At 64.6% G+C, this 26,629-nt stretch carries 24 protein-coding genes; 9 read left to right on the top strand and 15 right to left on the bottom strand.

Annotation, left to right across the window (positions count from 1 at the left end):
• Positions 1-984: 984 nt before the first annotated feature.
• Positions 985-1,941, top strand: coding sequence for an FRG domain-containing protein (locus ACZLIB_RS11005; RefSeq protein WP_164171444.1), 957 nt, complete (start codon positions 985-987; stop codon positions 1,939-1,941).
• A 995-nt stretch (positions 1,942-2,936) separates the two neighbouring features.
• On the opposite strand, the gene ACZLIB_RS11000 is transcribed toward ACZLIB_RS11005, so the two are convergent.
• On the bottom strand, positions 2,937-3,401 hold the full coding sequence (locus ACZLIB_RS11000) for a DUF6265 family protein (RefSeq protein ID WP_478469872.1): 465 nt from the start codon (positions 3,399-3,401) through the stop codon (positions 2,937-2,939).
• A 15-nt stretch (positions 3,402-3,416) separates the two neighbouring features.
• Here ACZLIB_RS11000 and ACZLIB_RS10995 point away from each other — a divergent pair, with 15 nt between their 5' ends.
• A complete protein-coding gene (locus ACZLIB_RS10995; protein ID WP_478469870.1) occupies positions 3,417-4,340 on the top strand; it encodes a helix-turn-helix domain-containing protein in 924 nt (307 codons plus the stop codon).
• 20 nt (positions 4,341-4,360) lie between these two features.
• On the opposite strand, the gene ACZLIB_RS10990 is transcribed toward ACZLIB_RS10995, so the two are convergent.
• On the bottom strand, positions 4,361-4,840 hold the full coding sequence (locus ACZLIB_RS10990) for a GNAT family N-acetyltransferase (RefSeq protein ID WP_049399282.1): 480 nt from the start codon (positions 4,838-4,840) through the stop codon (positions 4,361-4,363).
• Between the two features lie 200 nt (positions 4,841-5,040).
• On the opposite strand from ACZLIB_RS10990, the gene ACZLIB_RS10985 reads away from it, so the two are divergent.
• Positions 5,041-5,799: an SDR family NAD(P)-dependent oxidoreductase gene (locus tag ACZLIB_RS10985; protein WP_478469868.1), complete on the top strand. Its 759-nt coding sequence runs from the start codon at positions 5,041-5,043 to the stop codon at positions 5,797-5,799.
• Positions 5,800-5,848: 49 nt separating this feature from the next.
• On the top strand, positions 5,849-7,141 hold the full coding sequence (locus ACZLIB_RS10980) for an FAD-dependent oxidoreductase (protein ID WP_164079862.1): 1,293 nt from the start codon (positions 5,849-5,851) through the stop codon (positions 7,139-7,141).
• Positions 7,142-7,196: 55 nt separating this feature from the next.
• Here ACZLIB_RS10980 and ACZLIB_RS10975 read toward each other — a convergent pair whose 3' ends face one another.
• Genes ACZLIB_RS10975 through ACZLIB_RS10960 form a run of 4 tightly spaced genes read right to left on the bottom strand, consistent with a single transcriptional unit; the run spans position 7,197 to position 11,594 of the window.
• Positions 7,197-8,633 (bottom strand): efflux transporter outer membrane subunit, encoded by a 1,437-nt coding sequence (locus tag ACZLIB_RS10975; protein ID WP_478469923.1) that lies wholly within the window; start codon positions 8,631-8,633, stop codon positions 7,197-7,199.
• A complete protein-coding gene (locus tag ACZLIB_RS10970; protein ID WP_049399287.1) occupies positions 8,633-9,532 on the bottom strand; it encodes an efflux RND transporter periplasmic adaptor subunit in 900 nt (299 codons plus the stop codon). The genes ACZLIB_RS10975 and ACZLIB_RS10970 overlap by 1 nt, the downstream gene beginning before the upstream one ends.
• Entirely contained in the window at positions 9,529-9,747 is a 219-nt protein-coding gene (locus tag ACZLIB_RS10965) for a DUF1656 domain-containing protein (protein WP_049399289.1), read from the bottom strand. Before ACZLIB_RS10965 ends, ACZLIB_RS10970 begins: the two co-directional genes overlap by 4 nt.
• A complete protein-coding gene (locus ACZLIB_RS10960; protein WP_478469867.1) occupies positions 9,744-11,594 on the bottom strand; it encodes an FUSC family protein in 1,851 nt (616 codons plus the stop codon). The genes ACZLIB_RS10965 and ACZLIB_RS10960 overlap by 4 nt, the downstream gene beginning before the upstream one ends.
• Positions 11,595-11,857: 263 nt before the next feature.
• On the opposite strand from ACZLIB_RS10960, the gene ACZLIB_RS10955 reads away from it, so the two are divergent.
• Complete coding sequence (locus tag ACZLIB_RS10955) at positions 11,858-12,787, top strand: AraC family transcriptional regulator (protein ID WP_478469866.1); 930 nt, start codon at positions 11,858-11,860, stop codon at positions 12,785-12,787.
• Between the two features lie 18 nt (positions 12,788-12,805).
• Here ACZLIB_RS10955 and ACZLIB_RS10950 read toward each other — a convergent pair whose 3' ends face one another.
• The 7 genes from ACZLIB_RS10950 to ACZLIB_RS10920 all read right to left on the bottom strand — a co-directional run bounded on the left by ACZLIB_RS10950 (position 12,806) and on the right by ACZLIB_RS10920 (position 19,377).
• On the bottom strand, positions 12,806-13,603 hold the full coding sequence (locus ACZLIB_RS10950) for an SDR family NAD(P)-dependent oxidoreductase (protein ID WP_049399295.1): 798 nt from the start codon (positions 13,601-13,603) through the stop codon (positions 12,806-12,808).
• A 149-nt stretch (positions 13,604-13,752) separates the two neighbouring features.
• Entirely contained in the window at positions 13,753-14,880 is a 1,128-nt protein-coding gene (locus ACZLIB_RS10945) for an AAA family ATPase (RefSeq protein ID WP_478469865.1), read from the bottom strand.
• Positions 14,814-15,788, bottom strand: a complete 975-nt coding sequence (locus ACZLIB_RS10940; RefSeq protein WP_478469864.1) for an SDR family NAD(P)-dependent oxidoreductase — start codon at positions 15,786-15,788, stop codon at positions 14,814-14,816. The genes ACZLIB_RS10945 and ACZLIB_RS10940 overlap by 67 nt, the downstream gene beginning before the upstream one ends.
• The gene (locus tag ACZLIB_RS10935; RefSeq protein WP_049399299.1) at positions 15,788-16,213 is read right to left on the bottom strand and encodes a VOC family protein; all 426 of its coding nucleotides are present in this window, start codon (positions 16,211-16,213) and stop codon (positions 15,788-15,790) included. The genes ACZLIB_RS10940 and ACZLIB_RS10935 overlap by 1 nt, the downstream gene beginning before the upstream one ends.
• A 25-nt stretch (positions 16,214-16,238) precedes the next feature.
• The gene (locus ACZLIB_RS10930) at positions 16,239-17,342 is read right to left on the bottom strand and encodes an FAD-dependent monooxygenase (protein ID WP_478469862.1); all 1,104 of its coding nucleotides are present in this window, start codon (positions 17,340-17,342) and stop codon (positions 16,239-16,241) included.
• Between the two features lie 32 nt (positions 17,343-17,374).
• Positions 17,375-18,418, bottom strand: a complete 1,044-nt coding sequence (locus ACZLIB_RS10925) for an NAD(P)-dependent alcohol dehydrogenase (protein ID WP_478469860.1) — start codon at positions 18,416-18,418, stop codon at positions 17,375-17,377.
• 44 nt (positions 18,419-18,462) lie between these two features.
• Complete coding sequence (locus ACZLIB_RS10920) at positions 18,463-19,377, bottom strand: alpha/beta hydrolase (protein ID WP_478469858.1); 915 nt, start codon at positions 19,375-19,377, stop codon at positions 18,463-18,465.
• 114 nt (positions 19,378-19,491) lie between these two features.
• Between ACZLIB_RS10920 and ACZLIB_RS10915 the strand changes: the two genes are divergently transcribed.
• A complete protein-coding gene (locus tag ACZLIB_RS10915) occupies positions 19,492-20,469 on the top strand; it encodes a LysR family transcriptional regulator (protein ID WP_065427809.1) in 978 nt (325 codons plus the stop codon).
• A 6-nt stretch (positions 20,470-20,475) separates the two neighbouring features.
• Here the strand turns inward: ACZLIB_RS10915 and ACZLIB_RS10910 are convergent, their stop codons facing one another.
• Positions 20,476-21,402 carry an AraC family transcriptional regulator gene (locus ACZLIB_RS10910; protein WP_164079825.1) on the bottom strand — a complete coding sequence of 309 codons (927 nt, stop codon included), beginning with the start codon at positions 21,400-21,402 and terminating at the stop codon, positions 20,476-20,478.
• A 122-nt stretch (positions 21,403-21,524) separates the two neighbouring features.
• On the opposite strand from ACZLIB_RS10910, the gene ACZLIB_RS10905 reads away from it, so the two are divergent.
• Both ACZLIB_RS10905 and ACZLIB_RS10900 read left to right on the top strand, forming a co-directional pair.
• On the top strand, positions 21,525-22,298 hold the full coding sequence (locus ACZLIB_RS10905; protein WP_049399308.1) for an SDR family NAD(P)-dependent oxidoreductase: 774 nt from the start codon (positions 21,525-21,527) through the stop codon (positions 22,296-22,298).
• Positions 22,299-22,332: 34 nt separating this feature from the next.
• Positions 22,333-23,202 carry an oxidoreductase gene (locus ACZLIB_RS10900; RefSeq protein WP_478469856.1) on the top strand — a complete coding sequence of 290 codons (870 nt, stop codon included), beginning with the start codon at positions 22,333-22,335 and terminating at the stop codon, positions 23,200-23,202.
• A gap of 66 nt (positions 23,203-23,268) precedes the next feature.
• Here ACZLIB_RS10900 and ACZLIB_RS10895 read toward each other — a convergent pair whose 3' ends face one another.
• Positions 23,269-24,207: an alpha/beta hydrolase gene (locus tag ACZLIB_RS10895; protein ID WP_197615500.1), complete on the bottom strand. Its 939-nt coding sequence runs from the start codon at positions 24,205-24,207 to the stop codon at positions 23,269-23,271.
• A 260-nt stretch (positions 24,208-24,467) separates the two neighbouring features.
• On the opposite strand from ACZLIB_RS10895, the gene ACZLIB_RS10890 reads away from it, so the two are divergent.
• Positions 24,468-26,609: an AsmA family protein gene (locus ACZLIB_RS10890; protein WP_478469855.1), complete on the top strand. Its 2,142-nt coding sequence runs from the start codon at positions 24,468-24,470 to the stop codon at positions 26,607-26,609.
• Positions 26,610-26,629: the final 20 nt, after the last annotated feature.

The following is a 26,629-nucleotide window of genomic DNA, read 5'->3' as shown; positions in this document are numbered from 1 at the left end:
TCGGATAGCACAACCCTGAGCAAAGGCATCGATCACCCTTCCCTAGATTTCTGACGCGCGGCTCCGCTGCCGAGATGGTGAAGCCGCCTGTTTGCGCCTGGAAATGGACAGATGGGAACTTGCCCCCCCCCCCTGGATGGGCCAGCGCCCTAGCCTTGCCGTCGACCGACTTGGCCCGCGTCGTGAAGGCTTTGGGTGCCAGCCCTCGGCCTGCCCAAGTCTCCCCGATGGGTTGGGGGCCACTCTGCCGGGCTCTCGACCTTACAGCACCCAGTAGCGACCTTCTGGGCACGCGCCGGCTTGACGTCGATGACCTCCCCGATCGAATCGGCCCCATCTATCCACCCCTCCCCCTCGCCTAGGGCCGGAAGATGGAATCTCGTTGACCAGAAATCCATGCTGAGCGCCGGTATTCGGTCGAGCAAGACTTGAAACTGAGGCGGCGACTGGCCGCTGAGAATACTCTTGCGTGGACTCATCGAACCATCGCCGCCAATTTGCTCAGGATTACCGAGGACGACCCGCCGCGCGCTTGCGCGATGGCCCAGGGCGTCAGGCCTGCAGTCGCGCAGTCGCGCAGGAAGCCTGCTTTCGGAAGACGCCTCTGGATTTCACCCGTCTCGTGACTAGGTCGAGGCGGACTCAGTGAGGTCACTTTCTTGGCACAATTTACAGATGCTTCAACTTGGGGCGTCACGCGCCCGACTTGTGCAACACTCGGTGTCAGCGAGCCAGCGCGATGCATGCTCGATCTCAGCCCTCCCCCCCCCCTATTCCGCGTCCCACCCGCACCGCGAAGCGGGGCTGACCTAAAGGACGAAATTCGTCGCCGAAGTAGTGAGCTCGCACTTGGAAGTTCTGATTGATGGGGCTGCGGGAGGGGCATAGAATCAAGCTGAATGTCCAAGGGCTGTTGAGTACGGCGGCCGTGGGCTAAAGGCCCTCAAGCCAATGGGGGCAAATTATTTTTACAATGGAGATAGTATGAAAGAAGGGAATTCAGGCGTCGCAAAAGGCCCGACTCTGATCAAGGTTGAGAGCGTATCTGCCTACGTCGAGCAGGTGCGGGCTATAGTTCAGAACGAAGATGGTCCCGTCTGGATGCGAGGACAGTCTCAGGCAGCCCACAGGCTATTGCCGTCTGTCTTGCGGGAAACTATTCCCCTGATTGGACCGCGAGGACAGGCACTGGTAGGCAACGAGACCTTCCAAGCCAGTGGCGTCATAGACACCGGGCCAAATCCTGAGCGGATGCTTGAAGATTTTAAGCGGAGAGCGCTCCCATTTATAACAAGCGTACCGCGCAATGACTTCGAATGGCTGTTCCTTATGCAGCACCATGGGGTCCCTACCCGCCTACTCGACTGGACCACGAACGCTCTGGTTGCGCTCTATTTTGCAGTCGATGGAGTTCGGAGCGCAGCGCCAAGTCAATCCGTCTCGAGCGATCCAGATGACTCCGTCCAAGAATTTGACAGAAACTCTGCGGCCGTGTTTCTGATGAACCCGGAAAGGATCAATGCAGAACTGCATGTGGACGTGACCACGCCTGTGGATGTGGCGCAGGATTACGAAACTTGGCATCCGTACACGAGGCCTATGAGTAGCGCAAGCGAGATGAGCACGTACGCCCCACTCTGCATTCTAGCGCCGCAAATCTCGCCACGAATTCGCGCGCAGGCCGGCCTATTTTCACTACACGGTTCAAATTTGGAGCCACTCGATTACTACACAGTCACGCGGCCTCTAATCACCAAGATCCTAATCCCTAATGATGCGGCGATCAGAATTCGCCAAGAACTACACATCCTCGGGATCACCCCGTCCTTCGTCTTCCCGGACCTGGACGGTGTCGCACGCGAGGTGAAGGAGAACGAGCTCCGGGCCTTCGGTCAGGAGCGCAGAGTCTATCTGGCGAGCTTGTCGGAGCGCGCGAGCTAAGTGCGGCTTCTGCGACCTCAGCAAGGGGCGATGTCGGCGCGACCACGGTCGCGCTTTGAGCGGGCAGAACGCTTTCGAAGTCCTTGGAGAATTGCAACTTGCAGTTCAAACGCTCGTGAAATTGCTTGCCGAAGGTTCGCAGGCAACGATTCTCCCGGCGCTAAGGCACATACGAGACAGTGAGTTGATTTAACTTGAGGATCGCCTCGATGTCCATCTCGGCGATGAGGCGGGGGCGATGAAAGCGGCGGATACCGGAACGTCCGGGCGCTCATATTCTGCCGAGTACAGAATCTGTGGAACTACCGACGATACCTGGCGGAAGAGTCTCCCTTTCTTACTCATCATGGCGATAAAGGCGCTCAGTTCGAGCGCGTGCTGGTTGTGATTGACGACGAGGAAGCCAACTGTCTGCAGCACTCTTACGAGAAGTATCTCGGATACACGCAGTTGTCGCGAACTGACGATGAGAACATCGCTGCTGGGAGCGAACCAGTCCTTGATCGAACCCGCAGACTGCTCCACTTCTGCTGCTAGCGCGCAACGAAAGACCTAGCGGTGGTTGTCTTCGCTTCAGATGTTGAAGTCACAAGGGAAGCGATCGAGGCCAGAGGGGCGTTCCCCCGAGAGGCGATTCGAGGTAGCGACGCTCTCGAGTAGCTAACGACGTGGATCGAGCATCTCTCTTTAAGGCTCTCGATCTCAATTGAGAATGTGCGAAGCCACGCATCCACACCATAGCGACGCGCTCGCACCAATGTCCAACCTGAACCGCAGGCAGAGCTCAGAACTGGCTGGACATCCGTGTACTACGTCAGAGGGCAGGAGCCCGCTCCGGCCCAGGAATAGCGTCGCGTTACATTGGCATTGCTTCAAATTTGGCGCACTGCATTGGCAATGCACCAAATTCATTGCAGAGCATTGCTCAATGTCCAACTTGCTAGCAGTGATCCATGCGCCATCTTAGTGCATCTCGAGGACCCCGCCCTTACGAATCAACAAGATAGGATTGATAAACTCCAAGCGTGCAACAGCAGGATCTTGCCATCATCTCCCGGACCGGTGATGCTCGCCTTCAGCGCAGTGCCATCACGCCGGTACTCGATTCGCTTCGGGAAGTCATTCTGCGGGTTCTCGAACACGACCCAGTTCGCACCATGGTCAGCAATGACAAACGTGGTTGATGCCACGCCATTGGGCTGCACATGCAGGCCAGCCGCTTTGCCTGCAGGCACCAGGCGCATGTACTCGAATGACTCCATGTCGCCGTGGCTCAGCGTGCGCGACATCCCAAGCAAAGCGCCGCCGGCCTCGGGCAGCCAGACCTCATCAAGCCTGCGCTCCTCGGTACCGCCACACCAATGCCCGGCCATCCAGTCAAACTCGGCCGGTGCGGCCATAGCCGCGCCACTTCCAAACGCAAGGCCTGCGCCCAACACCGCCACCTTCGACTTCACCATGTCCTGACCTCCTGGATGGGTTGGCTGCAGGCTAGCGGCACGGACACCGAGGGCGCTTGTAAAAACGCGCAGGATGGCGTCCGATGCCGCATGGACTACTGCGAGCACCCTGCCCCCGACGACCTCCGCCGTCACGTCCAGTGCATCTGGTGGCTGCAGGACGACGCACCCGGGAATGACGTGCAGGCTATCTATCCCGATGGCCGTTGCGAGCTGCTGGCCGAACTGGGCGTGCCGCTGCAGCTGCATGGCACAGATGGCCGTATCCGTTCCGATCTACCGTTCTGTTTCGCGGCACAGCAGTCAGGGCCAATCCGTTTGCAGGCCGCTGGTGCGGTGTTCTGCATCGGTGTGCGCCTGCAGCCGGCCGCGAGCGCCTTGATCGCCGGTGCCCGCTTACCCGGCCTTCGTGACCAGGCCCCGGACCTGTACACGCTGGATGCCTCCTTTGCCGAGACCTTCAGTGCCGCCGCACGCGCCAGTGCGGTCATCAACACGCCCGAGCCTCTCTGGCAGGCCCTGCGGGATCGTTGCGCCAGCTTCATCCTGGACGAGCGTGTTGAACAGGCCGTAGCAGATCTGGATGCGATGGAGGGTGACCTGCGCATCGCCGAACTGGCGCGGCGGCTTGCCATGTCCCTGCGCGGCCTGCAATCCCGCTTTCTGGCTGCGGTGGGCATGACTCCGAAGGAGTACGCCCGTGTGTGCCGTCTGCAGGCAATTCTGCACACACTTGATGAGGAAGCCACGAGCATTGCCGCTGCAGCCGCACGCCATGGCTACAGCGACCAGGCCCATGCCACGCGCGACCTTGTCCGCTGGACAGGAGTCACGCCCGGCCGACTGGCGAATGCCCTGCGTGGCGATCGTGGCAGCGACGACGCACTGCGATTGGCTGCCGCCTTCGTGCGCGGCACCAGCGGCGGCCGCTTACTGTGAGCCCCCTCCTCCACGTCGCCCTATAGAAAGCGGTGCATCACATATACATCAACCAACCCCAGCGACCGATGCCGGAACGCCGCCGGTAGCGTCCCGACCACGGCAAAGCCCAGCTTCCGGTACAGCTCAACCGCTGGCGCATTGGTACTGACCACGTAATTGAACTGCATGGCCAGGAAGCCTTCCGATCTGGCTCGATCAAGACTGTGCTCCACCAGCGTCCGGCCAATGCCGCGACCTTGTACCCGAGGATCGACCACATAGGTAGCGCTGGCCACGTGCGCTCCCAGGTCTGGATAGTTGGCGCCCATCTTGTACATTCCGGCCACGCGCCCTTCCAGAACGGCCACAAAGGCCGGCTGCACTCCAAACCAATGGCTCCGAAAGGTCCCGGCCTCGAAGGTGCCGGCGAACGGAAGCGCATCTTCCGTCGCAATGGCGGCCTGGAAGATCGCCCACATGGTCTCGATGTCGTCCGCGCTGGCGGGCCGGATTTCCATGCGGTTCCTCGCGGAGTGGCGTGATGGACAAGGCGGACACTAGCAGAATCCAGGCACGAACAATCCCGCAGGTAATGCGGACGCCTGCACATGGGATTGAGAGCTGCCAGAGCGCCCAATGGATGCAGAACCCGGCGCCGGCCAGTGAGCCGTAGCGCATGGGCCTCTCAACCCATGATCCACAGCACAGAGGCGTTCACATGGCACGTTTGAAGGACAAAGTAGCAATCATCACCGGCGCGGGTGCCGGCATGGGGGCGGCCGATGCCCGCCTGTTCGCGCGCGAGGGCGCCCACGTCTTCATCACTGACATCCGCGCCGACGCGGCACAGGCCATTGCGGCGGAGCTCAGTGCTGAAGGCCTGTCGGCCACGGCCCTGCCCCTGGATGTCACCCGCGAAGACCATTGGAACGACGTGGTCGACCAGGTCATCGCAACGCACGGCCGCATTGACGTCCTGGTCAACAATGCGGGGCTTCCCGGCCCTTTTGATACCTGGGACAACGCCACACTGGAAGGCTTCAACGCCATCATCCAGCTCAACCTCAACAGCCATTTCCTCGGCATGAAGGCGGTCAGTCCGCACATGAAGCGCGCGGGCAAGGGCTCTATCGTGAACATGTCGTCCATCTGTGGGCTCGTGGCCATCACCGGCATCCATCCTGGCTATTGCCCGTCCAAGGGCGCCAATCGCCTGCTTGCCAAGGGGGCTGCTGCCGAGTTCGCCAGCTTCAACATCCGCGTCAACTCCGTGCACCCGGGCATCATCGATACGCCACAGAACAAGGACCTGATCGCCAACGATGGCGCCAACCATGGCATGCGCTCACGCATCCCGCTCGGTCGCTTCGGACGTGCAGAGGAAGTTGCCAATGTGGTGCTGTTCCTGGCCAGTGACGAAGCGTCCTATGTCACCGGTGCCGAGATCATTGTCGATGGCGGCTACGTCATTGTCTGAGCCCATCCGGCGCGGGACGGCCTCACCCTCGCGCCATCAGGCACACCCCATGTCAGATCAGAAGAGAATCGTCATCGTCGGCGGTGGCATCGGCGGCTTGCTGCTTGCGACCCAGCTCGGCCAACAGCTGGGTCGCAGCGGTCGTGCTGCCATCACTGTGGTGGACAAGAGCCCCACCCATATCTGGAAGCCCATGCTGCACACGCTGGCAGCGGGCACGCGCAGCCTGCAGCAGCAACAGGTGGTATTGCTTGCGCATGCCAGCGAGCACGGCTTCACTTACCAGCCGGGGGAAATGCGCGGCCTGGACCGGGAATCGCGGGAAGTCCTTATCGGCGACCTGCGCTCACCCGACGGAGAGTTGCGGGTACCTGCGCATCGAATCCCCTACGACGTGCTCATCCTCGCCATGGGCAGCCATGCAAATGATTTCGGCACACCCGGCGTCCGCGAGCACTGCCACTTCATCGACAGCCTGGCCCAGGCCGAAGTCTTCAACGATGCACTTCGAACCCGGGTGATGCGTGCCATGGCCCAGGACGAGCGCCTGCGTGTGGCCATCGTCGGGGGCGGTGCCACCGGTGTGGAGCTGGCTGCGGAACTGAGTCGGTTGCTGGAACTCGCGTCCAGCTATGCAGACCCTACCCTGCGTGATCGCCTGGATCTGACCCTGCTTGAGGGAGGCCCGCGCATCCTGCAGGCATTTACCCCAGCGATCTCATCGTCGGCCACACACCAGTTGCGCCACATCGGTTTCCAGGTCCTGACCGGGGCATCCGTGATCGCCGCCGAGGCCGAAGGCTTCCGTCAGGCCGATGGCAACCTGGTTCCAGCCGACCTCATGGTCTGGGCGGCTGGGGTGAAAGGCATCACGTTTGCAGAGGGACTGGATGGACTGGAGCTCAATCACGCAAATCAGGTACGGGTGCGCCCCAACCTGCAATCCACAATGGACGACACGGTCTTCGTGCTCGGGGATGCCGCAAGCCTGACCTTGGCTGGTGCCACGCGCGCCCTGCCACCCACGGCGCAGGTGGCCACTCAGCAAGCGCAGCATCTGGCCCGCCACCTTCCGGCCTGGCTGGAGGGCCGGCCGCTGCCCGAGTTCGCGTTCCGTGACTTCGGTGCACTCGTTTCGATCAGCGACTACAACGCCTTTGGCACGCTGGGAGACTTCGGATTCTTCCGTGGCGCGTCGATCAAGGGGCGATTCGCACATCTCAGCCATGCGCTGCTCTATCGCCGCCACCAGCATGCGCTGCACGGCTTCCGCAAGGCGACCCTGCTGTGGATGGCCGAACGCTTGAATGGCTGCGTTCAACCGCGCGTTCGTCTTGCCTGAGGAGAAGACGGTGCATCGGGGCCAGCCATGGCCCCGATTGCATTGCGGCCCTTCCTTACGACTCCCACCCTCCTCCCAGCGCCAGGAACAGGGCGATGCGGCTTCGAGCGACCGTCGCATCGGAGGTGGCGACGGCCTGCTCGGCGGCCGCAAGGCTACGCGCCACATCCAGCGCTTCCAATGCCGATACTGTTCCTGCCTTCAGCATCTGCTGCTGTTGCGCATGCGCCAGTCGGGCCGCCTCGCGCACATCCACCAGTACGGCGTTCTCTTCCAATGCCTTGGCATAGGCTGCCGCGGCAGTCTCTGTTTCCGACAACGCCTTGAGAACCGTACCGTCGAAGGCGGCCAGTTCAGCCCGTGACGCCGCGTCGGCAGCGTCTATCCTCGCCCGTGCCACGGAGCGGTTCGGAAAGCTCCATGACACCAGCGGGCCTACCGAATAGCGCAGTGCGGAATCGTCGAACAGATGGTCCAGTCGACGCGATGTGGCACCCGCACTCAAGCCAAGATGCACACTGGGATACAGGCCCGCCGTCTCCACACCAATCCGTGCCGTGGCCGCTGCCAGTCGACGCTCGGCCGCACGTACGTCCGGGCGTCGTCGGATCAGGTCGGCGCCCTCGCCCGCTGGCACCACACCGGCCATGGTCGGAATCGAGGTGCAGTGCTGGTACTGCGCATCCAGTTGCGAGGGTGCCTGTCCCAGCAACAGCGCCAGTCGTGACAGTGCGGATTGCTGGCCGGCCTGTAGTGGCGGCATCTGCGCCTGCAGCTGCCCAAGCAAGCCCCTGGCACGGGTCACATTGATGGCTGGCTGCTGCCCGGCCTTCCATGCACGCTCGATCAATGCCAGCTCCGAGGCCTGCAGCTGAATGGAACGTGCCACCACCTGCTGGCTCGCGCCGGCGGCGCAACTGTCGGTGTACGCACGCACCACGTCGCTGACAATACCGATGGTGGCCAGGTCCCGCGCCGCAGCGACGGCCTCGGTCTGCGCGTCCTGCGCCTCGAGGAGCCGCTTTACCCGCCCGGCCAGATCAAGATCGTAGTCGATGCTGATGCCAGCATCGAAACTGGCATGCACGCCTGCGCTGGGTCCAATTCCGAGGCTGGAAGCCTGGCCGGCACCTGCCCCGGCACTGACAGCAGTACCCATACCCGCTGCGGCGCGGACCTCCCGCGCCTGGGCCCGGGCCTGCTCCAGCCGCGCCTGTGCGATCCGCAGATCGGTGTTGGCGGCAAGGGCGTGTTGCACAAGGGCATCGAGCGCGGGGTCGTCGTACAGCCGCCACCATCGTTCTGGTAACGGAGCATTGCTGACGGCCGCCGACGCTCCCTGTACGGGTTCGATCGATGCAAACCCAAGGCCTGCAGCCGGCGGTCTCGGAGGCCGGTAGTCCGGTCCTGCGGTACGGCACGCGCTGATGGCCAGCACGATGCACACCGGCAGTACCCACCGGGCGACATGCCCACAGGGAACGGCGCGCATCATGGGGCCCTCCCCTGCGAATCATCTTCGATCAGGGTCACCGTGGCGGTGCGCCCCGCGATCATCGCCATCCCTTCAGGGATTTCATCCAGTTCGACCCGCACTGGAATGCGTTGGGCCAGCCGGATCCAGGTGAACGTCGGATTGACGTTCGCCAGCAGGGTGCCATTTGCAGTCACACGCTCACGGTCATCGATGCCCGGTGCCAGGCCGACCACGTGGCCACGCAGCGTGGCGGCCTCACCCATCACATGAACCTGGACCGGTGCACCTGGATGGATGCGTGGCAATTTGGTTTCCTCGAAGTAGCCTGCGACGTGATAGCTCTCGCTGTCGACGATGCTCACCAACGGCTGGCCTGCGCTGGCGTAGGTGCCGGGGCGCAACGAGAAATTGCTGATGGTGCCGTTCACCGGCGAACGCACGGTAGCGCTTTCAAGATTCAAACGCGCCAGGTCCCGCTCAGCGATGGCCTGGCGATGACTGGCCGCCGCCTCTTCAGCCTGCGTGCGGCGGGCAGCGATGTCCTGGTCGGATGCTACGCCGACCAATCCGCCGTAGCGCGACGCCTCACGGCGCGCAGCGCGGGATCGCTCCGCAGCCAGTGCCACCGCGGCGTCCGCCCGTTCCAGGGCATTGGCCAGGCGGTCACGGTCCAGCACGAACAGGACCTGGCCACGCTGCACCTGCTGGTTGTCTCTCACATGTACTTCAGAGACGCGGCCGGAGACCTCGGTGGCCAATGCCACCACGTCAGCGCGAATCTTGCCGTCACGGGTCTGTGGCGCACTGATGTAGTAGCTGTAGATGTGCCAGGCCACGAACGCAGCAATGGCACTGAACATGAGGGTAAGGGCCTGCCGGGCAACGGCAAGCAGCAGGGGTTGCAGATTCTTCATGACGATGTGCGCCAGACAAGCGGAAAGAGAACCAAGAGCGCGCCGACGAGCATCACCAGCAGCGACAGGTCGAACAGAGGGCGATTGCCGAGCAGCCGATAGGCGCCAATCCGATCCAGCACGCGCGACAACGCAATGCGCAGCACGAATCCGATCAGCAGGCACGGCAGCAACGGCGAGACAAACAGTCCAGCCAGGTCGAGCTCTCCGATCATGCTGCCTCTCCGTTCTGCGCCGGCACCGGCTCCAGGGCCAGGCGCAGGTGAACCAGTGCATCGGTCAGTGCGTCGCCTTCAGGGCTGCCCAGCAGGATGTCGCGTCGCAGCACCCGGTCGAGGTGATCGCCCAGCATTCCGGGCGACGCTGCGCCCGCCAGTTCACGGTGGAGTCGACGCATCAGCGCATCAAGCAAGTCGCGTTCGATCCCTGCCACATGGTGGGTGGCACGTTGCAGGTGCACCAGGCTGTGGCCCAGGCGAAGCTGCCGAAACAGGTGCGCTGCCGCCACCGCATTCGCGCCTGTGGCACGGGCGCCAAGCTGCCCGATGCGATCGAGATCGCGCTCAAGGAAGGCGTCCTCCACGTCGCGATCCGCGGTCCGGCCCAGCGTCGCCAGGTCCTGCCGCCCGTCCTCCTGCAATCGCTTCGAGGCCGCTTCGGCGCCCATGCGCTTGACCAGCAGCAGGCAGAAGAAGCCGATGAAGATGCCGATCAGGGTTCCCGCGGCCATGTCCAGGAAGGTACCGAAGTCCTGGGGCTGGTAGTGACTGGCCAGACCTGCATTACTGAGTGTCAGCGCCAGCAGCAGGATCGCCAGCGGCTCCTCGATGCTCCACACCGCCAATGGCAGGATCACCAGTGCACAGGCAAGTGCGAACCCAGAGAAGCTCTGGGCCATGGGTAAAAGCAGGTATCCCAGTACCACCGACAACGCGACCGACAACGCGGCGAAGCGACCGAACTTCATCGCGGCCAGGTTGGCACCATCGAAGATGCCGAAGAAGGCCAGCGTCACGGTACCCATGATCAGCATGTTCGGCCCCTGTGCCCAACCGGTGGCCCACCACAGCAGGCAGATCAGCGCATACGCGAGGGCGCAGCCACCGCCGATGCGGAGTGCGTGATGATGATCCGGCGCGAGCGGCAGTGGCTGGCTCGTGGCCAGGCTGCGCTCCAGATGCGGCGGCAGCGGGTCACCTTTCTCCAGGGCATCATCCAGCACCTGGATATCGGTCCATGCCTGCCGTGCACGCGCCAGGTCGCGCTGGCGGGTTGCCACGATGCGCGCGCGCCAGGCCGGGTCATGCAGGCGCGAGCTGCCCGCGGTCGTCGCTTCCAACGCTCCGATCAAGGGCACAAGACGCGCCAGCCGCCGCTGCAGCGCAAACAGCAGCCGGTGCTGGCGATTGCTTACCGTGCTGTCGAAACGCAGCTGCTCGGCCACCAACGAGAGCGCCGAAAGGTCGGCCACGGCCTTGAGCCGATGCTGCGCAGCCACGTCCGTAGCCACGTTGCCAGCGACCGCGTCGTCCAGCCACTGCCTGACCTCTGGTAACCAGCGGCGCAGTCGGGTTCTCACCGAAGGGCCCAACGCGGTTGGCGCCAGGCCGTCCACCAGGGTGATCGCGGCGATGCCGATGCAGATCTCGGTGACGCGCAGCAGCGCGATGTCGAACAGGCGCCCCGGGTGTTCCACGTTGCCCACGGCGATCAGGCACAACGTGACGGCAAACAACTGCAGCGCATATGCCCGTGGGGTGCGGTTGGCCGCCGCCACGGTGAAGCCCAGCGTGGCAACCACACCACTGGCCAGCACCACTGGGAAGGAAAGAATGCCGAACAGGCCGCCGATGGCCAGCGCAGTCACGCCGGCACCGAGGGTGCCCAGTAGACGGTACAGCGCTTTGGAGCGGACATTGGCCGAGATTGGATTGGCCAACGCGACGCAGGTCACGCTGGCCCAGTAATTCTGCTCCAGCCCGAGGTGCACGGAGGCGACGAACGCCAACATGCAGGCCACATAGAGCTTCAATGCGAACAACAGGGTGGCCGCCGCATTCATGCCGGCCACCGCGATTCTGGAAGTGGGTTCACGAGGAAGGGCCCGGAAGGCGCAAGGCGGCAAGCGCCATGGCGCCGAGGTGGAAAGATGGACCGGGACGCAGGCCGGCGACCGGCACGTCCAGCCGGAAATTCTAGGAACGGAACACGGGCTGTACCATTCGCCACCGTTCGTGGTTGATGTGCATTCGTCCGCCCGCTTCGCGCCGGAGACGGGGTTGGCGCGGTACGCTATGTGCGGCCCTTCTGTTGCCGTTCTGGTGCATGGATCCTCTGTCTGAAGTACTAACCCTGCTCCGCCCCACCCATACGCGTACCGCAGCGCTGGATGTGGCGGGCCCATGGTCACTGCGTTTTCCCAACCGGCAGGGCATCAAGTTCTGTGCCGTCGAGCGCGGGGAATGCTGGATCTCCGCAGATGGCGGCCAACAGCCGCAGCGCCTGCAGGAAGGTGACTGCTTCCTGCTCAGCAAAGCCGGCTCGTATGTCCTGTGCAGCGACCCTCAACTCGCCCCTGTTGATGCCGCCTCGGTGCTCGACCTCGAAGCCACTGGCCGCAGGACGCTGCACGGTGGCGGCGACCACCTGATCGTCAGCGGCAGCTTCCGCTTCGCCGATACCGATGCGGTGCGCGTCCTCGACCCCTTGCCCGGTATCGTGCAGGTGTCACATGGCGACAGCGAGGCCATCCTGCTGCGCCGTGCGCTGGCCCGCCTTGCCGAAGAACTGGTACAGCCACGCCCGGGGGCTGCGCTGGTGGTCGAGCACCTTGCCCATCTGATGCTGGTGGAGATGCTCCGCCTGTTCCTGTCCTCCGAGCATCCTGCCCTGCCGCCCGGCTGGATGCAGGCCATGACCGACCCGCGTATCGCCGACAGCATCCGCGCGATGCACGGCGAGCCGGCCCGTACCTGGCGGCTGGACGATCTTGCCAGCATCGCGGCCATGTCACGCACGGTCTACGCCGGCCGCTTCAAGCAGCTGATGGGCGTTTCGCCCATCGAGTACCTGACCAACTGGCGCATGCTGTTGGCCGCCTCCCGCCTGCGCAGCACCCAGCAGACGCTGGCACGCATCGCGGCAGACGTGGGCTACAGCTCCGAGTTCTCCTTCATCGCAGCCTTTACCCGGGTGATGGACGTCGCACCTGGCCGCTATCGCCGCCAGGTCCGCACCAGTATCGATGCGGACTGATGGCGGCAGCCAGGCGCATCAGAATGGCGTGTCAGCCACGCCACCATCCGCACGCAGCGCGGCGCCGGTAGTGCCGGATGCGAGGCTTGAGCAGGTGTAGGCCACCAGGTTGGCCACTTCCTGCGCAGTCTGGAAGCGCTCGGTGATCGACGAAGGCCGCATGGCCTTCACCAGCGCCGCGCCCTGCTCCTCGATGCTCTTGCCGGTCCGGCGGATCTCATCCTGCAACATCGCCTCCACACCTTCGCTCAGGGTCGGCCCTGGCAGCACCGCGTTGACGGTCACGCCAGTACCGGCCATGCGCTTGGCCATGCCACGCGAGAGACCCAGCAGTGCGGTCTTGGTGGTTGCGTAGTGCAACATGTCGGGAGGCGTGCTGATGCCGCACTCCGAGCCGATGAAGACAACCCTGCCCCAGGCCTTGCCTGCCATGGCCGGCAGGTACGAACGCGCAAGGCGCATGCCAGCCATGATGTTCACCGCCCAGTAGGTGTCCCACGTGTCATCGGCAATCTCGAAGAAGTCTGCGGTTTCGAAGACAGCGGCATTGTTGACCAGGATGTCGCACGCCGGCACCTGTGCCAGCAGCACGTTGCAACCTGCCGCGCTGGCCAGGTCCGCAACCACGCCCTGCACCGGTGCTGCGTCGCCGTGCTCGGCCTTCAGCCGCGCAACAGCCTGGTCCACCTGGTCGCTCCTGCGGCCATTCACCACCACCGTAGCGCCCTCCGCCAGCAACGTGCTGGCGATGGCATAACCGATGCCCTGGGTCGCACCGGTAACCACGGCGACCTTGTTCTGGATACCAAGTTGCATCTCACATTCACCTTGTTGAGGCGCACATCGTGCGCGGGTTGAAACAGCTGCGGCTGGCGTTGGATTCCATGCCATGGCCGCAAGCGTCGTGTTCAGGTCATTAAGCGCCGCGAGCAACGCTCAGGCCATGCGTGTCTGACCGCGATCACTCAGCCAGCGTCCGCAGGTGACCCGCTGCGCGAGCGCGCGTTCAGCCATGCCATCACCGTGGCGTTGGATTTGTGGGTGGCCCCCAGGTACAGGGCCGTGTTGGCCAGTGCGGCCGCGCCCAGTTCGTCGCCGAATCGCTCCAGTACCTTCCAGGCCTCCAAGGCCCTGGTCTGCGCTCTCGGGTCGGACAGGCCGATGTCCTCGATGGCCATCTTGCTCAGGTTGCGTGCCAGGTACCGTGGATCACAGCCTCCATCCAGCATCCGGCAGATCCAGTACAGGGCCGCGTCGGGATTCGTGCTGCGCACCGACTTGAACGCCGCGGATATCTGGTCGTAGAACAATTCACCCTGCTTGTCGAAGCGGCGCACCTGGCGGGGCAGCGCGTCATCCAGCAACGAATGTGGGATCCGGCCATCCGCGGGCGCCAGATCCGCCAGGATCTCCAGAGCATTCAGCGCCCTGCGCAGATCTCCATCAGCGCGAACGGCGATGGCGCCCAGAACGTCGTCGTCGATCTTCAGATCGCAGTGGGCCAGCCCCTGCATCCCATCCACCACCGCACGCCGCAGTTGTCCGATGATGTGGATCGGCTGCAGCGGCTGCAGTACATGAACGTCGCAGCGCTGAAGCAGTGACGGTCGCAACTGGAACGACGGATTCTCGGTGGTGGCAGCAAGCAAGCGAGCGTCGTTGCCCTGCAGATGACGTACCAGCACATCCTGCGTGGCACGGTCCAGACGATGAACCTCGTCGACGAACAGCAGGTGGCCGCGGCCTGCCTGGTGGCTGGCCACGGCCAGCGCCCGGCCCAGTTCGGAGGGCGTCATCACCGCTGCAGGCAGCGATGTGTGGCGATGCCCCGATGCCCCCAGTAGCAGTTGCGCGATACTGGTCTTGCCACACCCCGGCGGCCCCCACAGGATGATCGAACGTGGCAGGCCTGCTTCCAGTGCCCGCTGCAGCGGCTGTCCATCCGCCAGCAGATGGGACTGCCCGACAACGCCGGCAAGCGATACTGGGCGCAGCCGTTCGGCCAAGGGAGCGCGTGCCTGCGACATCACTCCGCGCCTGACGTCACGCCAGCAAAAGCATTGATACCGGTCAGCTCGGCCGACAGCCGCCACAGGCGTTCTGCCTGCGCGGCGTCCACCGCATACGGGCGAACACCCCCTTCGCTCGGGACGGGAAGGTCTTCCTCCCATGCGACGTCGCAGTCCTCGCAGTACACCCCACCGATGCCATCCAGCAGCGACGATGTGGCCGCCCACACCGTGGTCGCCGCACCTTGAGCGGACGTCTTGAAACTGGGGTCGATCAACCGGCCCTCTGCATCAAGCCAGCCCAATGCCTGCATTTCTTCCAGTGCCATGTGGCGCTGCAGCGCCGTGTGGATCTTGCCCGGATGGACCGAGTAGGAACGCACGCCAGCGGTGCGACCGAGCACATCCAGGTGCAGCGCGAACAGCGCGATGGCGGTCTTGGACTGCCCATAGGCCAGCCACTTGTCGTACCCCGTTTCGAACTGCAGGTCCGTCCAGCGCGTGGGCGAATAGTGATGTCCCATCGAGGACAGCGAAACGATGCGGGCACCTCGCGCAATGGCCGGCCACAGCAGATTGACCAATGCAAAATGACCCAGGTGGTTGGTGCCGAACTGCGATTCCCAACCGTTGCCCACGCGCGATTCATCGTTGGCCATGACCGCGGCATTGCAGATCACGATATCCGCCCTGCGTCCGCTGGCGACGAAGCGCTCGGCACAGGCACGCACGCTGGCCTGGTCCGCCAGATCAAGCATGTCCACCTCCACCCCGGGCACATCGGCCAGCGTGGCCCGGGCCGCCGTCGGGTTGCGCGCAAGTACCAGCACGTCTGCGCCGGCGCTGGCCAGGGCCCGGGTGGTTTCCAGGCCGAGGCCACCGTGGCCGCCAGTGATGATGGCCAGCTTGCCGCGCAGATCGATACCCCGCACCACATCGGCTGCGGAACTCGTCCGGTCGAAGCCGGAGTTCAAGGGGCGCTGAGGGCTCATCACGACGACGCCCCCGCAGTGTCAAGCGTGGGAGCGGAATCGGCCAGCGTATGGAACGCGCACAACTTGTTGCCGTCCGGGTCACGCAGATAGGCCAGATACAGCGAGCCCGCCGGAGTCTCGCGCACACCGGGCGGTTCCTCGCACGAGGTTCCACCGTTGGCCAGCGCCGCAGCATGGAAGGCATCCACCTGTGCCGGGCTGGCCATGAGCAGGCCGATCGTGCCGCCATTGGCCGCCGAGGCAGCTTCGCCGTTCAGCGGCGTGGCCAGCACCAGCAGGCTACCTGCGTGCTGGTAGAGGATGCGCTCGGAATTGAAGTTGAGGCTGAGTGCCGGGCGGGCGCCCAGTACTCCCATTACGGCGTCGTAGAAGCGACGGGACCGCACAAGATCGTTGCTGCCAAGGGTGACGTGACTGAACATGTTTCTGTCTCGGTTCGGAATGAAGTCAGGCCCAGCGCTGGCGCGCCGCACCCGGCGAAGTGGCGTCGCGGAAGGAGCGCCCGAAGACCTGGCCCTGCAGCACCTGCTCGCGCATGTGGGACAGGCGCCGTTGCTGGTAGAGCGCCAGGGCGTCCACCACGTCGGGTTCCAGGCGTAACGCCCGTGACACGTGCAGGGCATCGAGCATGGACTCAGCGAATCCCGCGCCGGTCATCGGCGATTGCGCATGCGCAGCGTCCCCCACCAGGGCCAGGCGCCCGCGCGCGACCTGCGTGGGGACGTACTCGGAGATGGGCATCGGCAGCGCGCCCGTCTGCCGGATCGCCCGCGAAAGTGCCTTGCCCCACGGTGCAGGCCACTGCATCCGCGCACGATTGGCCAACGCAATGCGGGTGTCTGCGGGCACTGCGTCCGCCCTCGGCGTGAACCGCACCCGGTCCTCGCAGACCGCACCGAGGGCCTGCAACAGCCGGGTGCTGCGCGCTTCGAACCACGCCCAACCCACGCGTCGCGGGGTGGCGTGTGCAGCCTCCAGCAACGGGTAGATGGCCAGCACATCGTGGCCGGCCGAATGGAACTCGACACCGCTCAGCGCACGCGCGTTCCGGGGTGGCACGTCCAGTTGCGCCAGCCACGCCAGATAGCCTGCGTAGGAGGCCTCGGGCTGCTCCGGGGCGACGCACCGTCGAACCACGCTCCGATGGCCATCGGCCCCGATCAGCAGGTCGGCCGTCCACTCCCGCCCTTCTGCGCTACGCGCCCATGCCGCGTCAACACGCTCACCAACGGTGGCCACCGCCTCGCCGTCCACCAGCGTGATGCCGGGCTCAACGCTGGCCGCCTGGCGGAGCGCAGTGTAGACGTCCCACCACGCATGCGGCAGCACGGCCTGTTCGATGGCATCACCGCCCAATGCATCCACCACCTGCTGGCTCGCCGGTACAGTGAATGCCATCCGCAAGGCAGTGCCGCCGGCGCGGATGGCCACACCAGCACGCCCGCGCGCCGGTGCTCGCTCGAGCACGGTGGAGGCCACGCCGACGTTGGCCAGTGCCAGGGCCGCTGACAATCCTGCCAGCGAACCACCAATGATCAATGCCGTGCGCATGCTGTGCTCCTCGTCCGCTCTACCGCAGGCCTTCAGGCCAACGTGGACATATCGATGACGAAGCGATACCGCACGTCGGCCCGCTCAAGCCGATCAAAGGCCTCGTTGATCTGGTCCATGCGGATCAGCTCGCAGTCCGGCAGGATCTGTTGTCGCGCGCAGAAATCCAGCATTTCCTGGGTCTCGCGGACTCCGCCGATCATCGAGCCCGCTACGCGGCGGCGGCCCATGATCATGGGCACGGTGAACGGCTCCTGCAGATCGCCCAGTTGCCCAACGACCACCAGCGTGCCGTCGATATCCAGCAGCGGAATGTAGGGGTTGATGTCGTGCTTGGTCGGTACGGTATCGACGATCAGGTCGAAGCTGGAAGCCGCAGCCGCCAATGCCTGCGCATCGTCGGTCGGCAGGAGTGCCTCTGCACCCAGAGCAAGCGCGTCGGCCTGCTTGGCGCGCGAGCGACTGATGACGGTGACGTGTGCGCCCAGTCCGATCGCCAGCTTGACCGCCATGTGGCCCAGCCCGCCCAGGCCAACCACGGCCACCCGGCTGCCGGGACCAACGTTCCAGGTGCGCAGCGGCGAATACGTGGTGATGCCGGCACACAGCAGCGGTGCGGCCCGAGACAGGTCCAATCCTTCGGGCACGCGCAGCACGAAAGCCTCCTTCACCACAATGTGCCGCGCATAGCCCCCCAGGGTCGGCTGGCCGGTGACGCGGTCCAGGCCGTTGTAGGTCTCGGTCAGCACCTCGCGGCACATGTGCTCTTCGCCCTTGTGGCACTGGTCGCAGTGCTCGCAGCTGTCGAGGAAGGTGCCGACAGCCACCGCATCACCTGCCTTGAAGCGATGCGCGGACGCGCCGGTGGCCACCACACGACCGATGATCTCGTGGCCAGGCACGACCGGGTAGATCGCCCTGCCCCAGTCGTTGCGGACCATATGCAGGTCCGAATGGCAGACGCCGCTGTAGAGAATTTCGATAGCGACATCGTCGTCACGCAGTTCACGACGTTCGATGGTGTGCGGCACCATTGGCGTAGTTGCCGACAGCGCAGCGTAGGCCTGGGTTTTCATCTGCAGATCCTTGAGTAATTCAACGAAACGCCGTACTGGCGTGCTCAGCGCGCAACCAGCGCCTGGTGGTAGAACTCGCCCAGTGCCGCGCCCGCACGCGCCACGAATTCGGGCTGGTCGTACAGCGCCACGTGGGTACCACCGGCCAGGATCAGCAGGTGCTTGTCGGTGCTTGCCGCGCGCTGGTGCAGCTCTTCGCTCATCCAGCGGGTGCCGGCCTCGCTGCCGGCGATCGCCAGCAACGGTTGGGTGAGGAACAGTTCCGCGTTGTTGAAGGCGTCGTAGCCCACCAGTTCGGCCAGGTTCTGCAGCGGGAACAGCCCAGTGGCGTTCGGATGCTGGCCACGCGGTGTGCGGTAGTAGTCGAAGGCTTCGGCAAAGTCCGGGTGTGTGGCGGCTTCGCGGTTGGCTGGCAGCGCATCCTGGTACTGGAGCTGTCCGCCCTCGGCCTGACGGGTGCGGGCCTGCGCTGCGGCATCAAGCAGCGCGACTGAATTCCGGGGATCGGCATCGCCGTCCCAACCCTGGCGGAACATCTGGCCGTAATTGACGGCACTGATGGTGCCCACCGCGCGGATGCGGCGATCGTTCATCGTGGCGTGTGCCGCATAGCCGCCACCGGCACAGATACCGAGCACACCGATCCGATCAGCGTCGACGATCGGCAGCGTGACCAGCAGGTCAATCGCCGCGCTGATATCGGCCACACGCGCATACGGGTTCTCATTGCCGCGCGGTGCGCCGGTGCTGTTGCCCTGGCAGGAGGCATCGAAGGTCAACACCACGAAGCCCTGCTTGACCAGGCTGGCCGCATGCACCGTTGCGGTCTGCTCCTTCACGCCACCGGCCGGGTGAACGACCACGATGGCCGGATGACGGGCCGACAGTGCGGCGTGCTCCGGCACATGCAGCTGGCCGGCCATGGTGATGTTGCCATTGGGGAATTGCACTGCTTTCATTGCCGTCCTCACAGGTTGCTGTCCACGTTGTGTGGAATGACAGCTACGATAGGGCTGGCATGGCGTGGTGATAATCCGCAAAAATCGTAATGAACTTATAAGCAGGATCACCTAATGGCAGGCAGTCACCTCAAGGATCTCTCGGCCTTTCTGATGGTTGCCGAAGAGGCAAGCTTCACCCGCGCCGCGATCCGGCTGGGCATCACCCAGTCTTCGCTCAGCCAGATCATCCGCGGGCTGGAAACCCGCCTGGGGCTGCGCCTGTTCGCTCGCACCACCCGCAGCGTGGCCCTGACCGAGGCCGGCGAGCGCCTGCTCGGACTCATCGGCCCGGCCATGAACGAACTGGAAGCCGGGCTGGCCCGCATCGGTGAACTGCGCGACAAGCCCGCCGGCACCCTGCGCCTGACCGCAGACGAATATGCCGTGCACGCTGTACTGATGCCCGCCATCGCCCGGCTGGTACCGGACTACCCCGACATCCGTGTGGAAATCACCACCGACTACGGGTTGACCGACATCGTCAGCGGGCGCTTCGATGCCGGCGTGCGTCGCGGCGGCCTGGTTGCCAAGGACATGATCGCAGTGCCGATCAGCCTGCCGATACCGATGGTGGTGGTGGCATCACCGGCCTACTTCGCCCGCCACCCGGCACCCCAACAGCCGCAGCAGCTGGTAGAGCACCAGTGCGTGAACCTGCGCCTGCCCACCCATGGCGAGATCTATGCCTGGACATTCACTCGCGCCGGCCGCGACCACCGGGTGAAATCCGAAGGCCAGGTGGTGGTCAACAGTATTTCGGCCATGCGCGATGCAGCTTTGCAGGGCGTCGGCCTTACCTATCTTCCACTGCATTACGTGCAGGACCGGCTGGCGTCAGGAGAGCTGGTCGAGGCGCTGACCGAGTGGCGCAAGACTTACGAGGGGTATCACCTCTACTACCCGAACCGGCGCTTGGCTTCGCCGGTGTTCACACTGTTGCTGCAAGCGTTGCGTGACAACCTGGAAGACAGCAGGAAGCGCACCGCAACGAGTGCGACACGTGCCGCCACCCAGCGTGCGCCGGCCAGGCCTCGCCGGCGCACGACCTGATACTTCTTACCTGGGCGAGGTGGCCTGCCTGCGATACTGCGCGGGCGCCTGCCCCATGATGCGCTTGAACGCAGTACTGAACGCACTCTCCGATTCGTAGCCCACGGCAAAGGCAATACTGGACACGGCATCGGCGCCATGGGACAGCCGGTCCGCCGCAAGCAGCATCCGCCAACGTGACAGATAGTCCATTGCCGTGTGCCCGACCAGTGCCTTGAAGCGCTGCGCGAACACCGTGCGCGAAACCCCTGCGATACGCGCCAGTGACTCCAGCGTCCAGGACTGGGCCGGAGCTGCGTGCATCGCCCCGAGGGCCAGGCTGATGTGGCTGTCGGTCAGGGCCAGGAACCAGCCCTTCGGCACCCGGCCCGGGGTAGCCAGGTGCAGGCGCAGCACCTGTACCAGCATGAGATGGGCCAGATGGGTGGACATCAACCCTGCGCCCGGCTGCGGCGCGTGCAGTTCATTGGCCCATTGATCCAGCGCCCAGCGCAGCACGCCTGCTTGTCCCGAAGCACGTGGCACATGGATCAGGGGTGGCAGCGCATCGAACAGCACGGCGGCATGCCGCCCGGGAAACGCGAATCGGCCGCTGATGAGGAAGGTCTCTCCTCCCCCGTTGTGAGTGACAACGCCCTGCCGCGCCGCCGCTTCGATGATGGGCTCGCCGCTGGCGATGGCCACTGCAGGATCCGAAGCGAGCACGAACCGGCAGCGGCTGTTGAGCAGGAAGCAGTCGCCGGCTTCGAAGTGGAACAGTGCGGGCTCACCCTCGACGCGGCCCCAGCAGCCGCCCCCCATGACTGCCGTGAACTTGATGCCTTCGTGCGCCGGGAAATCGAATGCCCAGTCGCCGGCGGCATCGAATCCGGCAAAGAACTGGCTGCTTGGCTGCAGCAGTGACAACACATCGGACAGCGGATCAGCGCTCATTTCCGTACGCTCGAAGAAGTCAGGCGAACGCCACGGCATGGATCGTACAGAACCCCGGGCCTATCGTGCATTCCATGGCGGCACATCACCGCCCCGCTCCCGATCAAACACAGGAATTGCCCATGAAACGCCTGCAGGACAAAGTCGCCATCATCACCGGCGCCGGCAGCGGCACCGGCATGGGCGCGGTCATCGCCCGGGTCTTCGCCAGCGAAGGCGCCGTCGTTGTTGCTACCGGCACCCCCGACCGCAAACAGAACCTTGACGCACTGGTGCAGGACCTCACCGCCCAGGGCCATCGTGCAACATCGGCGTTCCTGGATGTGACCCGGCCCGAACAATGGGCCGAGGTGGCCGCCACCACAATCGAGCGCCATGGCCGCATCGATATCCTGGTCAACAACGCCGGCACGCCGGGGCCGCGCGACGGCCGCTGGGACAACGCCACGGCCGAGGACTTCAGCCACGTCATCGACGTCAATCTGACCAGCCAGTTCCATGGCATCAAGGCGGTCACGCCGCAGATGGAACTGCAGCACAGTGGCGCGATCATCAACATCTCGTCTGCCGCCGGCATCATCGTCTTCCCCGACGTGCCGCCGGGCTACAGCGCCTCCAAGGGCGGCAGCCGTCATCTGACCAAGGCCGCCGCCGTCGATTTCGCCCGCCGCGGCATCCGCGTCAACGGCATCTACCCGGGGCTGATCGACACGCCGATGGCCACCCATTTCACCGAGGACCCGCAACTCCTGGAAAGCCTGCTCAAGGGCATTCCGATCGGCCGCGTCGGCACTTCGGAGGAAATCGCCAAGGCCGCGCTGTTCCTTGCCAGCGATGACGCGTCCTACGTCATCGGTGCCGAACTGGTGGTCGACGGTGGATTGACCATCATCTGATCGCGTGTTGCACAACATTCCGCAGGATTCTCCAATGAATACACAACAACCACGCGCCTGGTTCATCACCGGTGCGTCATCCGGTCTGGGCAAGGCCCTTTCCGAAGCGGTCATTGCCCGGGGTGACCGCGCCATCCTTACCGCGCGGCGGCTGGACCGACTTCGCGCGATCGCCGCAGGCCATGAGGACCACGTCCTGCCGCTGGCGCTTGACGTGAACGATGCCGATGGCCGTGCACGTGCCGTGGCCGACGCCATCGAACGCTTCGGGCGCATCGATGTGCTGGCCAATGTGGCTGGCCGCGGTGTGGTGGGCGCCTGCGAGGAGTTCAGCCTGGAACAGCTGCGCGAGCAGATGGAGCTGAACTTCTTCGCTGCTGCCGAAATGAGTCGCGCCGTGTTGCCGCAGATGCGGAAGCAGGGCGCTGGCCACATTCTCACTGTCAGCAGCATTGCCGGGCTGGTGGCAATGAACGCGGCCGGCCCCTACTGTGCAGCGAAGTTCGCCATCGAAGGCTGGACCGAAGCACTGGCGATCGAAGCAAAGCCGCTCGGCATCCGGGTGACTCTGGTGGAACCGGGCGCATTCCGCACCGAGTTCGCCGGTGATGCCAACATGCGGCCAGCACACCGCATCGATGCTTATCGGCCGGTTGTGGAGCCATTCGAAACCTACCTGGAATCATCCTCCGGGCAGCAGATGGGTGACCCGGCAAAGGCCGCACAGCGCATGCTGGACGTTGTAGCCAGCAATGACCCGCCGGTGCGGCTGATGCTGGGTGCGGATGCCTATTCGATCTGGGAGACCACACTGGCCAACCGCCAGGCCGATCTGGCCAGGTGGCGTGAGCGCGGTATCGATACCGCGTTCGAGGGCGCCGCTACAGTGCAGATCCAGCTGTAAAGCAAACGTCCCGCCGGCCTGAAATGGGCCGGCGGGACGTACGCTGCTCTGGTTGGCCTTGTTGCATCAAGCGCCAAGATGCGTCCGGTAGAACGGAATCAGCTGCTGCAGCGCCTGGGTGGTGGCTGCTGGCTGGTCATACAGCTCGTAGTGGCTGGCGCCGGCCACGATCTGGATGCTCTTCTGCGCCGAACGCGCCCTTGCGTACAGCTCCAGGCCGTCACGATACGAGCCGAAACCACCGGGCACACCGCCGATGACGATGTGCAGCGGCTGAGTCAGCAGATGCTCGGTGAACGCAAAGGCATCCCAGCTCAGGGCGGCGCCGGTGCTGGTGAAGCGCAGCTTGTTCGGCGAGCCCGGCTGCTGGCCACGCGGCGTGCAGTAGTACTGCACCGCCTCAACGATGTCGATGTCGTTGACTCCGGCGGCTTCGCGCTCCGCTTCAGAGCCGGGAATGTAGCCCACGATCAACGGCTCAGCACCCCGTGCCTCGGCAGTGCGCTGCTTGCCCAGCGCTTCCAACGTCTTCAACGCAGCATCCGGCGACATGTCACCTTCACGCATCAGCCGGCCATAGTTGGCAGCCACCACCGTGCCGACTGCCTTGAAACGGTGGTCGGTAGTGGCCGCGCTCACCGCATAGCCACCGCCGCCGCAGACGCCCAGCACGCCAACACGATCTTCATCGATGTACGGCAGCGTCATCAGGTAATCCATGGCACAGCGGAAGTCCTCTACTCGGGTAGCGGGATCTTCCATGAAGCGGGGCTCACCGCCGCTGGCGCCCTGGGTGGAGGCGTCAAAAGCGAGAGTGATGAAACCAGCGGCGGTCAGTGCCTCACCATAGATGGCGCCCGACGTCTGCTCCTTGCAGCTGCTGATCGGGTGCGCGCAGACGATGGCAGCGTACTTGCTGGCAGGGTCGAAGCCTTCCGGAAAGCGCAGGGTGGCGGCGACATCCCAGCTACGGTTCTTGAAACTGACGGTCTGTTGGGTGCTCATTTCAGTTCTCCAGGGGATTGGATTCGGCAGGCAAAGCGTAGGCCGCCGCTATTGGGTTGATAATCCCGGAAAAAAGCATTGCACTTATTCCAAGTACCACCTAATTGCTCCAGGTAGCCGGCTTCAGGCCGTCTCCACGCCCGCATTCACACGGCGCAACCCAACACTTCGCAATAGTGCGCTGGCTCCCCATGCGATGAAGGTTGAAGCCGCTGATTTCCGTTCGCTACCCTCAATGGCCTCGCCATGCGCGCCTCACGGTGCGCATTCTGCTTGTCGTGTACGCTGCCTACCTGCTCGCCGGCAACATCTTCCTCAACACCCCGCTGTTCGACCAGGTCACCAACCGCAAGCCGCACAAGTTCGTGATGACCACCGGCCCGGCCATCACGCTGCTGCCCGGCCACGTCATTGCCTGGAACGTGCATATGCGCGGCCATGTCAACCACACCGTCTACGTACTGCACGCCGAACGCGCCAGCGCCCGGCTGGCCGTGCTGCCCCTGTTCCGTCGCGAAGTGCGGGTTCCCCGATTGCAGGCCACAGGCGTGTCGGCCGAAATCAGCCGCGTCGAGGACGCTATTCCGTCGCCCCCGCGCAGCGACCAGGGTTGGACCCTGCGTTTCGACGCCATCCACAGCGACAGCATCCGCAGCGCCCGGCTGGGCAGGCTGCTGATCATCGGCAAGGGCCAGGGCACGGTCGGGTTCCTCAAGCAGCTGCGCGGCGGCCCATCGGAACTGTTCGATTCCGAGGTCTCGTTCAGCAAGGCAGACACCAGCTATGACGGCGTGCAGCTGCTGGGCGACATGAATCTGACTGCGCGCTTCAGCTATCCGCGGCACTATCGCGACCAGGCGCCCGGCCTGGCCAAGTTGAAGCTGTTGCATGCGCAACTTGAGGTGGATGCGCGCAGCCAGGGCCTGCGCATGGATACGGATGCCACAACGCCAAAGATCTCCAGCGCGCCCGTGCCCGGACGCCTGCAACTGGCGGTCCACCTGATCGACGGCCAACTGCAACCCGGTGACCGCGCGCTCTGGCAGGTGCCGCTCTTCCTCGGCGATGGCGCGCCCAATCGCGGCGTGCTGGCCCTGCAGCTCAATGTGGCCAACGACCTGCGCCTGCAGGCCCGCCTGCCGCCACGTCCGGATTCGGCCGCCGGCATCGATGCCGACCTGCACATCACCGGGCGCGAGATTCCGTTCCAGCACCCTACCCAGCTGCTGGAGCGCAGCTCCGGTACCGTGCGTGGCGAATGGGCCTTCACCTCGCTCAACTGGATCCCTGCCCTGTTCGTGCGCAAGCCGTGGCTGCAGCTGGATGGCGGCGGCACCCTGAAAGCAGATCTGCGCCTGCGCAATGGCGAACTGATCGAAGGCAGTACCGTGGACATCCCTTCGGCTGCCGCCGTGGCCGAGATCGCTGGCGTGCGGCTGGCCGGCACGGCCAGTGCGCATGGCGAGCTGAAGGCCGGCAGCCCCACTCAGGCACAGTTGGCGATCCGGCTGCCCCGCTTCACCGCTCGCCCAAGCGATGCGAAGGATGTACGCCTGTTCGACGGTCGCGACCTGGCCGTGGACCTCACCGGCGATGGCCGCCTGCAGGAACTGCGCAAGGGCGTTCGTGCGCGGTTGCGCTTCAGCCAAGCGACCATCCCGGACCTGGCCGCCTACAACCGCTACCTTGGTTCCCAACAGGTGCGCCTGCTGCGTGGCACCGGCAGCCTCAGCGGCGACGCCACGCTCGACACCGATGGCCGCGTCGGTCACGGCACCGCGCGCCTGCTGGGTCGCAACGCCAGTGCGAAGGTTACAGGCCTGGACATGGGCGGCGATGTCGACGTGAACGCGACGCTTCGCCGTGGGGACTTCAACCAGCGTCATTTCGATCTGTCCGGCACCACCGTGGAGCTGCGCAATGTGCAGGTGGCGGGCACCGATTCCAGCAGTGCGTGGAAAGGCCGTGCTGTGTTCAAGCGGGGCCGCATCGACGCGCAGTCCCCGTTCCAGGTGGACGCTACCACCGACCTGACCCTGAGCAATGCACGCCCCTTGCTGGCCGTGTTCGCCAAGCGCACCGACTACCCGCGCTGGACGCTGTCCCTGCTGGATTCCGGCCAGGTCGATGCACAGGCCACGCTGCGCTGGCGTCCGGGTCATCTGCTGATCGACGGCCTGCGGGCCGAGAATGATCGCCTGTCGGTACGTGCGCGGCTGGATCTGCTGGAGCAGCGCAAGCGGGGCGATCTCTATCTGCGCTGGGGGCTGTTGGGCGCGGGCATCGAGCTTGATGGCGAACAGCGCCAGTGGCATCTGGCCAAGGCGCGTGAATGGTTCGATCAGCGCCCTTCGCTGTTGCCGGCTGCCGAACGTGGAAGCGCCGCGGGTTCTTCAGACTGATCGCCCCGGGTTGCATCCAT

The sequence above is a fragment of the Stenotrophomonas sp. 220_Sma genome, assembly GCF_056487375.1.
Note: the sequence above shows the minus strand (reverse complement) of the source record. Positions and strands in the feature narration are given on the sequence as shown.

Coding starts and splice junctions, on each gene's coding strand:
- ACZLIB_RS11005 (WP_164171444.1), top strand. CDS start 985: ATGAAAGAAGGGAATTCAGGCGTCGCAAAAGGCCCGACTCTGATCAAG.
- ACZLIB_RS11000 (WP_478469872.1), bottom strand. CDS start 3,401: ATGGTGAAGTCGAAGGTGGCGGTGTTGGGCGCAGGCCTTGCGTTTGGA.
- ACZLIB_RS10995 (WP_478469870.1), top strand. CDS start 3,417: ATGGGTTGGCTGCAGGCTAGCGGCACGGACACCGAGGGCGCTTGTAAA.
- ACZLIB_RS10990 (WP_049399282.1), bottom strand. CDS start 4,840: ATGGAAATCCGGCCCGCCAGCGCGGACGACATCGAGACCATGTGGGCG.
- ACZLIB_RS10985 (WP_478469868.1), top strand. CDS start 5,041: ATGGCACGTTTGAAGGACAAAGTAGCAATCATCACCGGCGCGGGTGCC.
- ACZLIB_RS10980 (WP_164079862.1), top strand. CDS start 5,849: ATGTCAGATCAGAAGAGAATCGTCATCGTCGGCGGTGGCATCGGCGGC.
- ACZLIB_RS10975 (WP_478469923.1), bottom strand. CDS start 8,633: ATGCGCGCCGTTCCCTGTGGGCATGTCGCCCGGTGGGTACTGCCGGTG.
- ACZLIB_RS10970 (WP_049399287.1), bottom strand. CDS start 9,532: ATGAAGAATCTGCAACCCCTGCTGCTTGCCGTTGCCCGGCAGGCCCTT.
- ACZLIB_RS10965 (WP_049399289.1), bottom strand. CDS start 9,747: ATGATCGGAGAGCTCGACCTGGCTGGACTGTTTGTCTCGCCGTTGCTG.
- ACZLIB_RS10960 (WP_478469867.1), bottom strand. CDS start 11,594: ATGAATGCGGCGGCCACCCTGTTGTTCGCATTGAAGCTCTATGTGGCC.
- ACZLIB_RS10955 (WP_478469866.1), top strand. CDS start 11,858: ATGGATCCTCTGTCTGAAGTACTAACCCTGCTCCGCCCCACCCATACG.
- ACZLIB_RS10950 (WP_049399295.1), bottom strand. CDS start 13,603: ATGCAACTTGGTATCCAGAACAAGGTCGCCGTGGTTACCGGTGCGACC.
- ACZLIB_RS10940 (WP_478469864.1), bottom strand. CDS start 15,788: ATGAGCCCTCAGCGCCCCTTGAACTCCGGCTTCGACCGGACGAGTTCC.
- ACZLIB_RS10935 (WP_049399299.1), bottom strand. CDS start 16,213: ATGTTCAGTCACGTCACCCTTGGCAGCAACGATCTTGTGCGGTCCCGT.
- ACZLIB_RS10930 (WP_478469862.1), bottom strand. CDS start 17,342: ATGCGCACGGCATTGATCATTGGTGGTTCGCTGGCAGGATTGTCAGCG.
- ACZLIB_RS10925 (WP_478469860.1), bottom strand. CDS start 18,418: ATGAAAACCCAGGCCTACGCTGCGCTGTCGGCAACTACGCCAATGGTG.
- ACZLIB_RS10920 (WP_478469858.1), bottom strand. CDS start 19,377: ATGAAAGCAGTGCAATTCCCCAATGGCAACATCACCATGGCCGGCCAG.
- ACZLIB_RS10915 (WP_065427809.1), top strand. CDS start 19,492: ATGGCAGGCAGTCACCTCAAGGATCTCTCGGCCTTTCTGATGGTTGCC.
- ACZLIB_RS10910 (WP_164079825.1), bottom strand. CDS start 21,402: ATGAGCGCTGATCCGCTGTCCGATGTGTTGTCACTGCTGCAGCCAAGC.
- ACZLIB_RS10905 (WP_049399308.1), top strand. CDS start 21,525: ATGAAACGCCTGCAGGACAAAGTCGCCATCATCACCGGCGCCGGCAGC.
- ACZLIB_RS10900 (WP_478469856.1), top strand. CDS start 22,333: ATGAATACACAACAACCACGCGCCTGGTTCATCACCGGTGCGTCATCC.
- ACZLIB_RS10895 (WP_197615500.1), bottom strand. CDS start 24,207: ATGAGCACCCAACAGACCGTCAGTTTCAAGAACCGTAGCTGGGATGTC.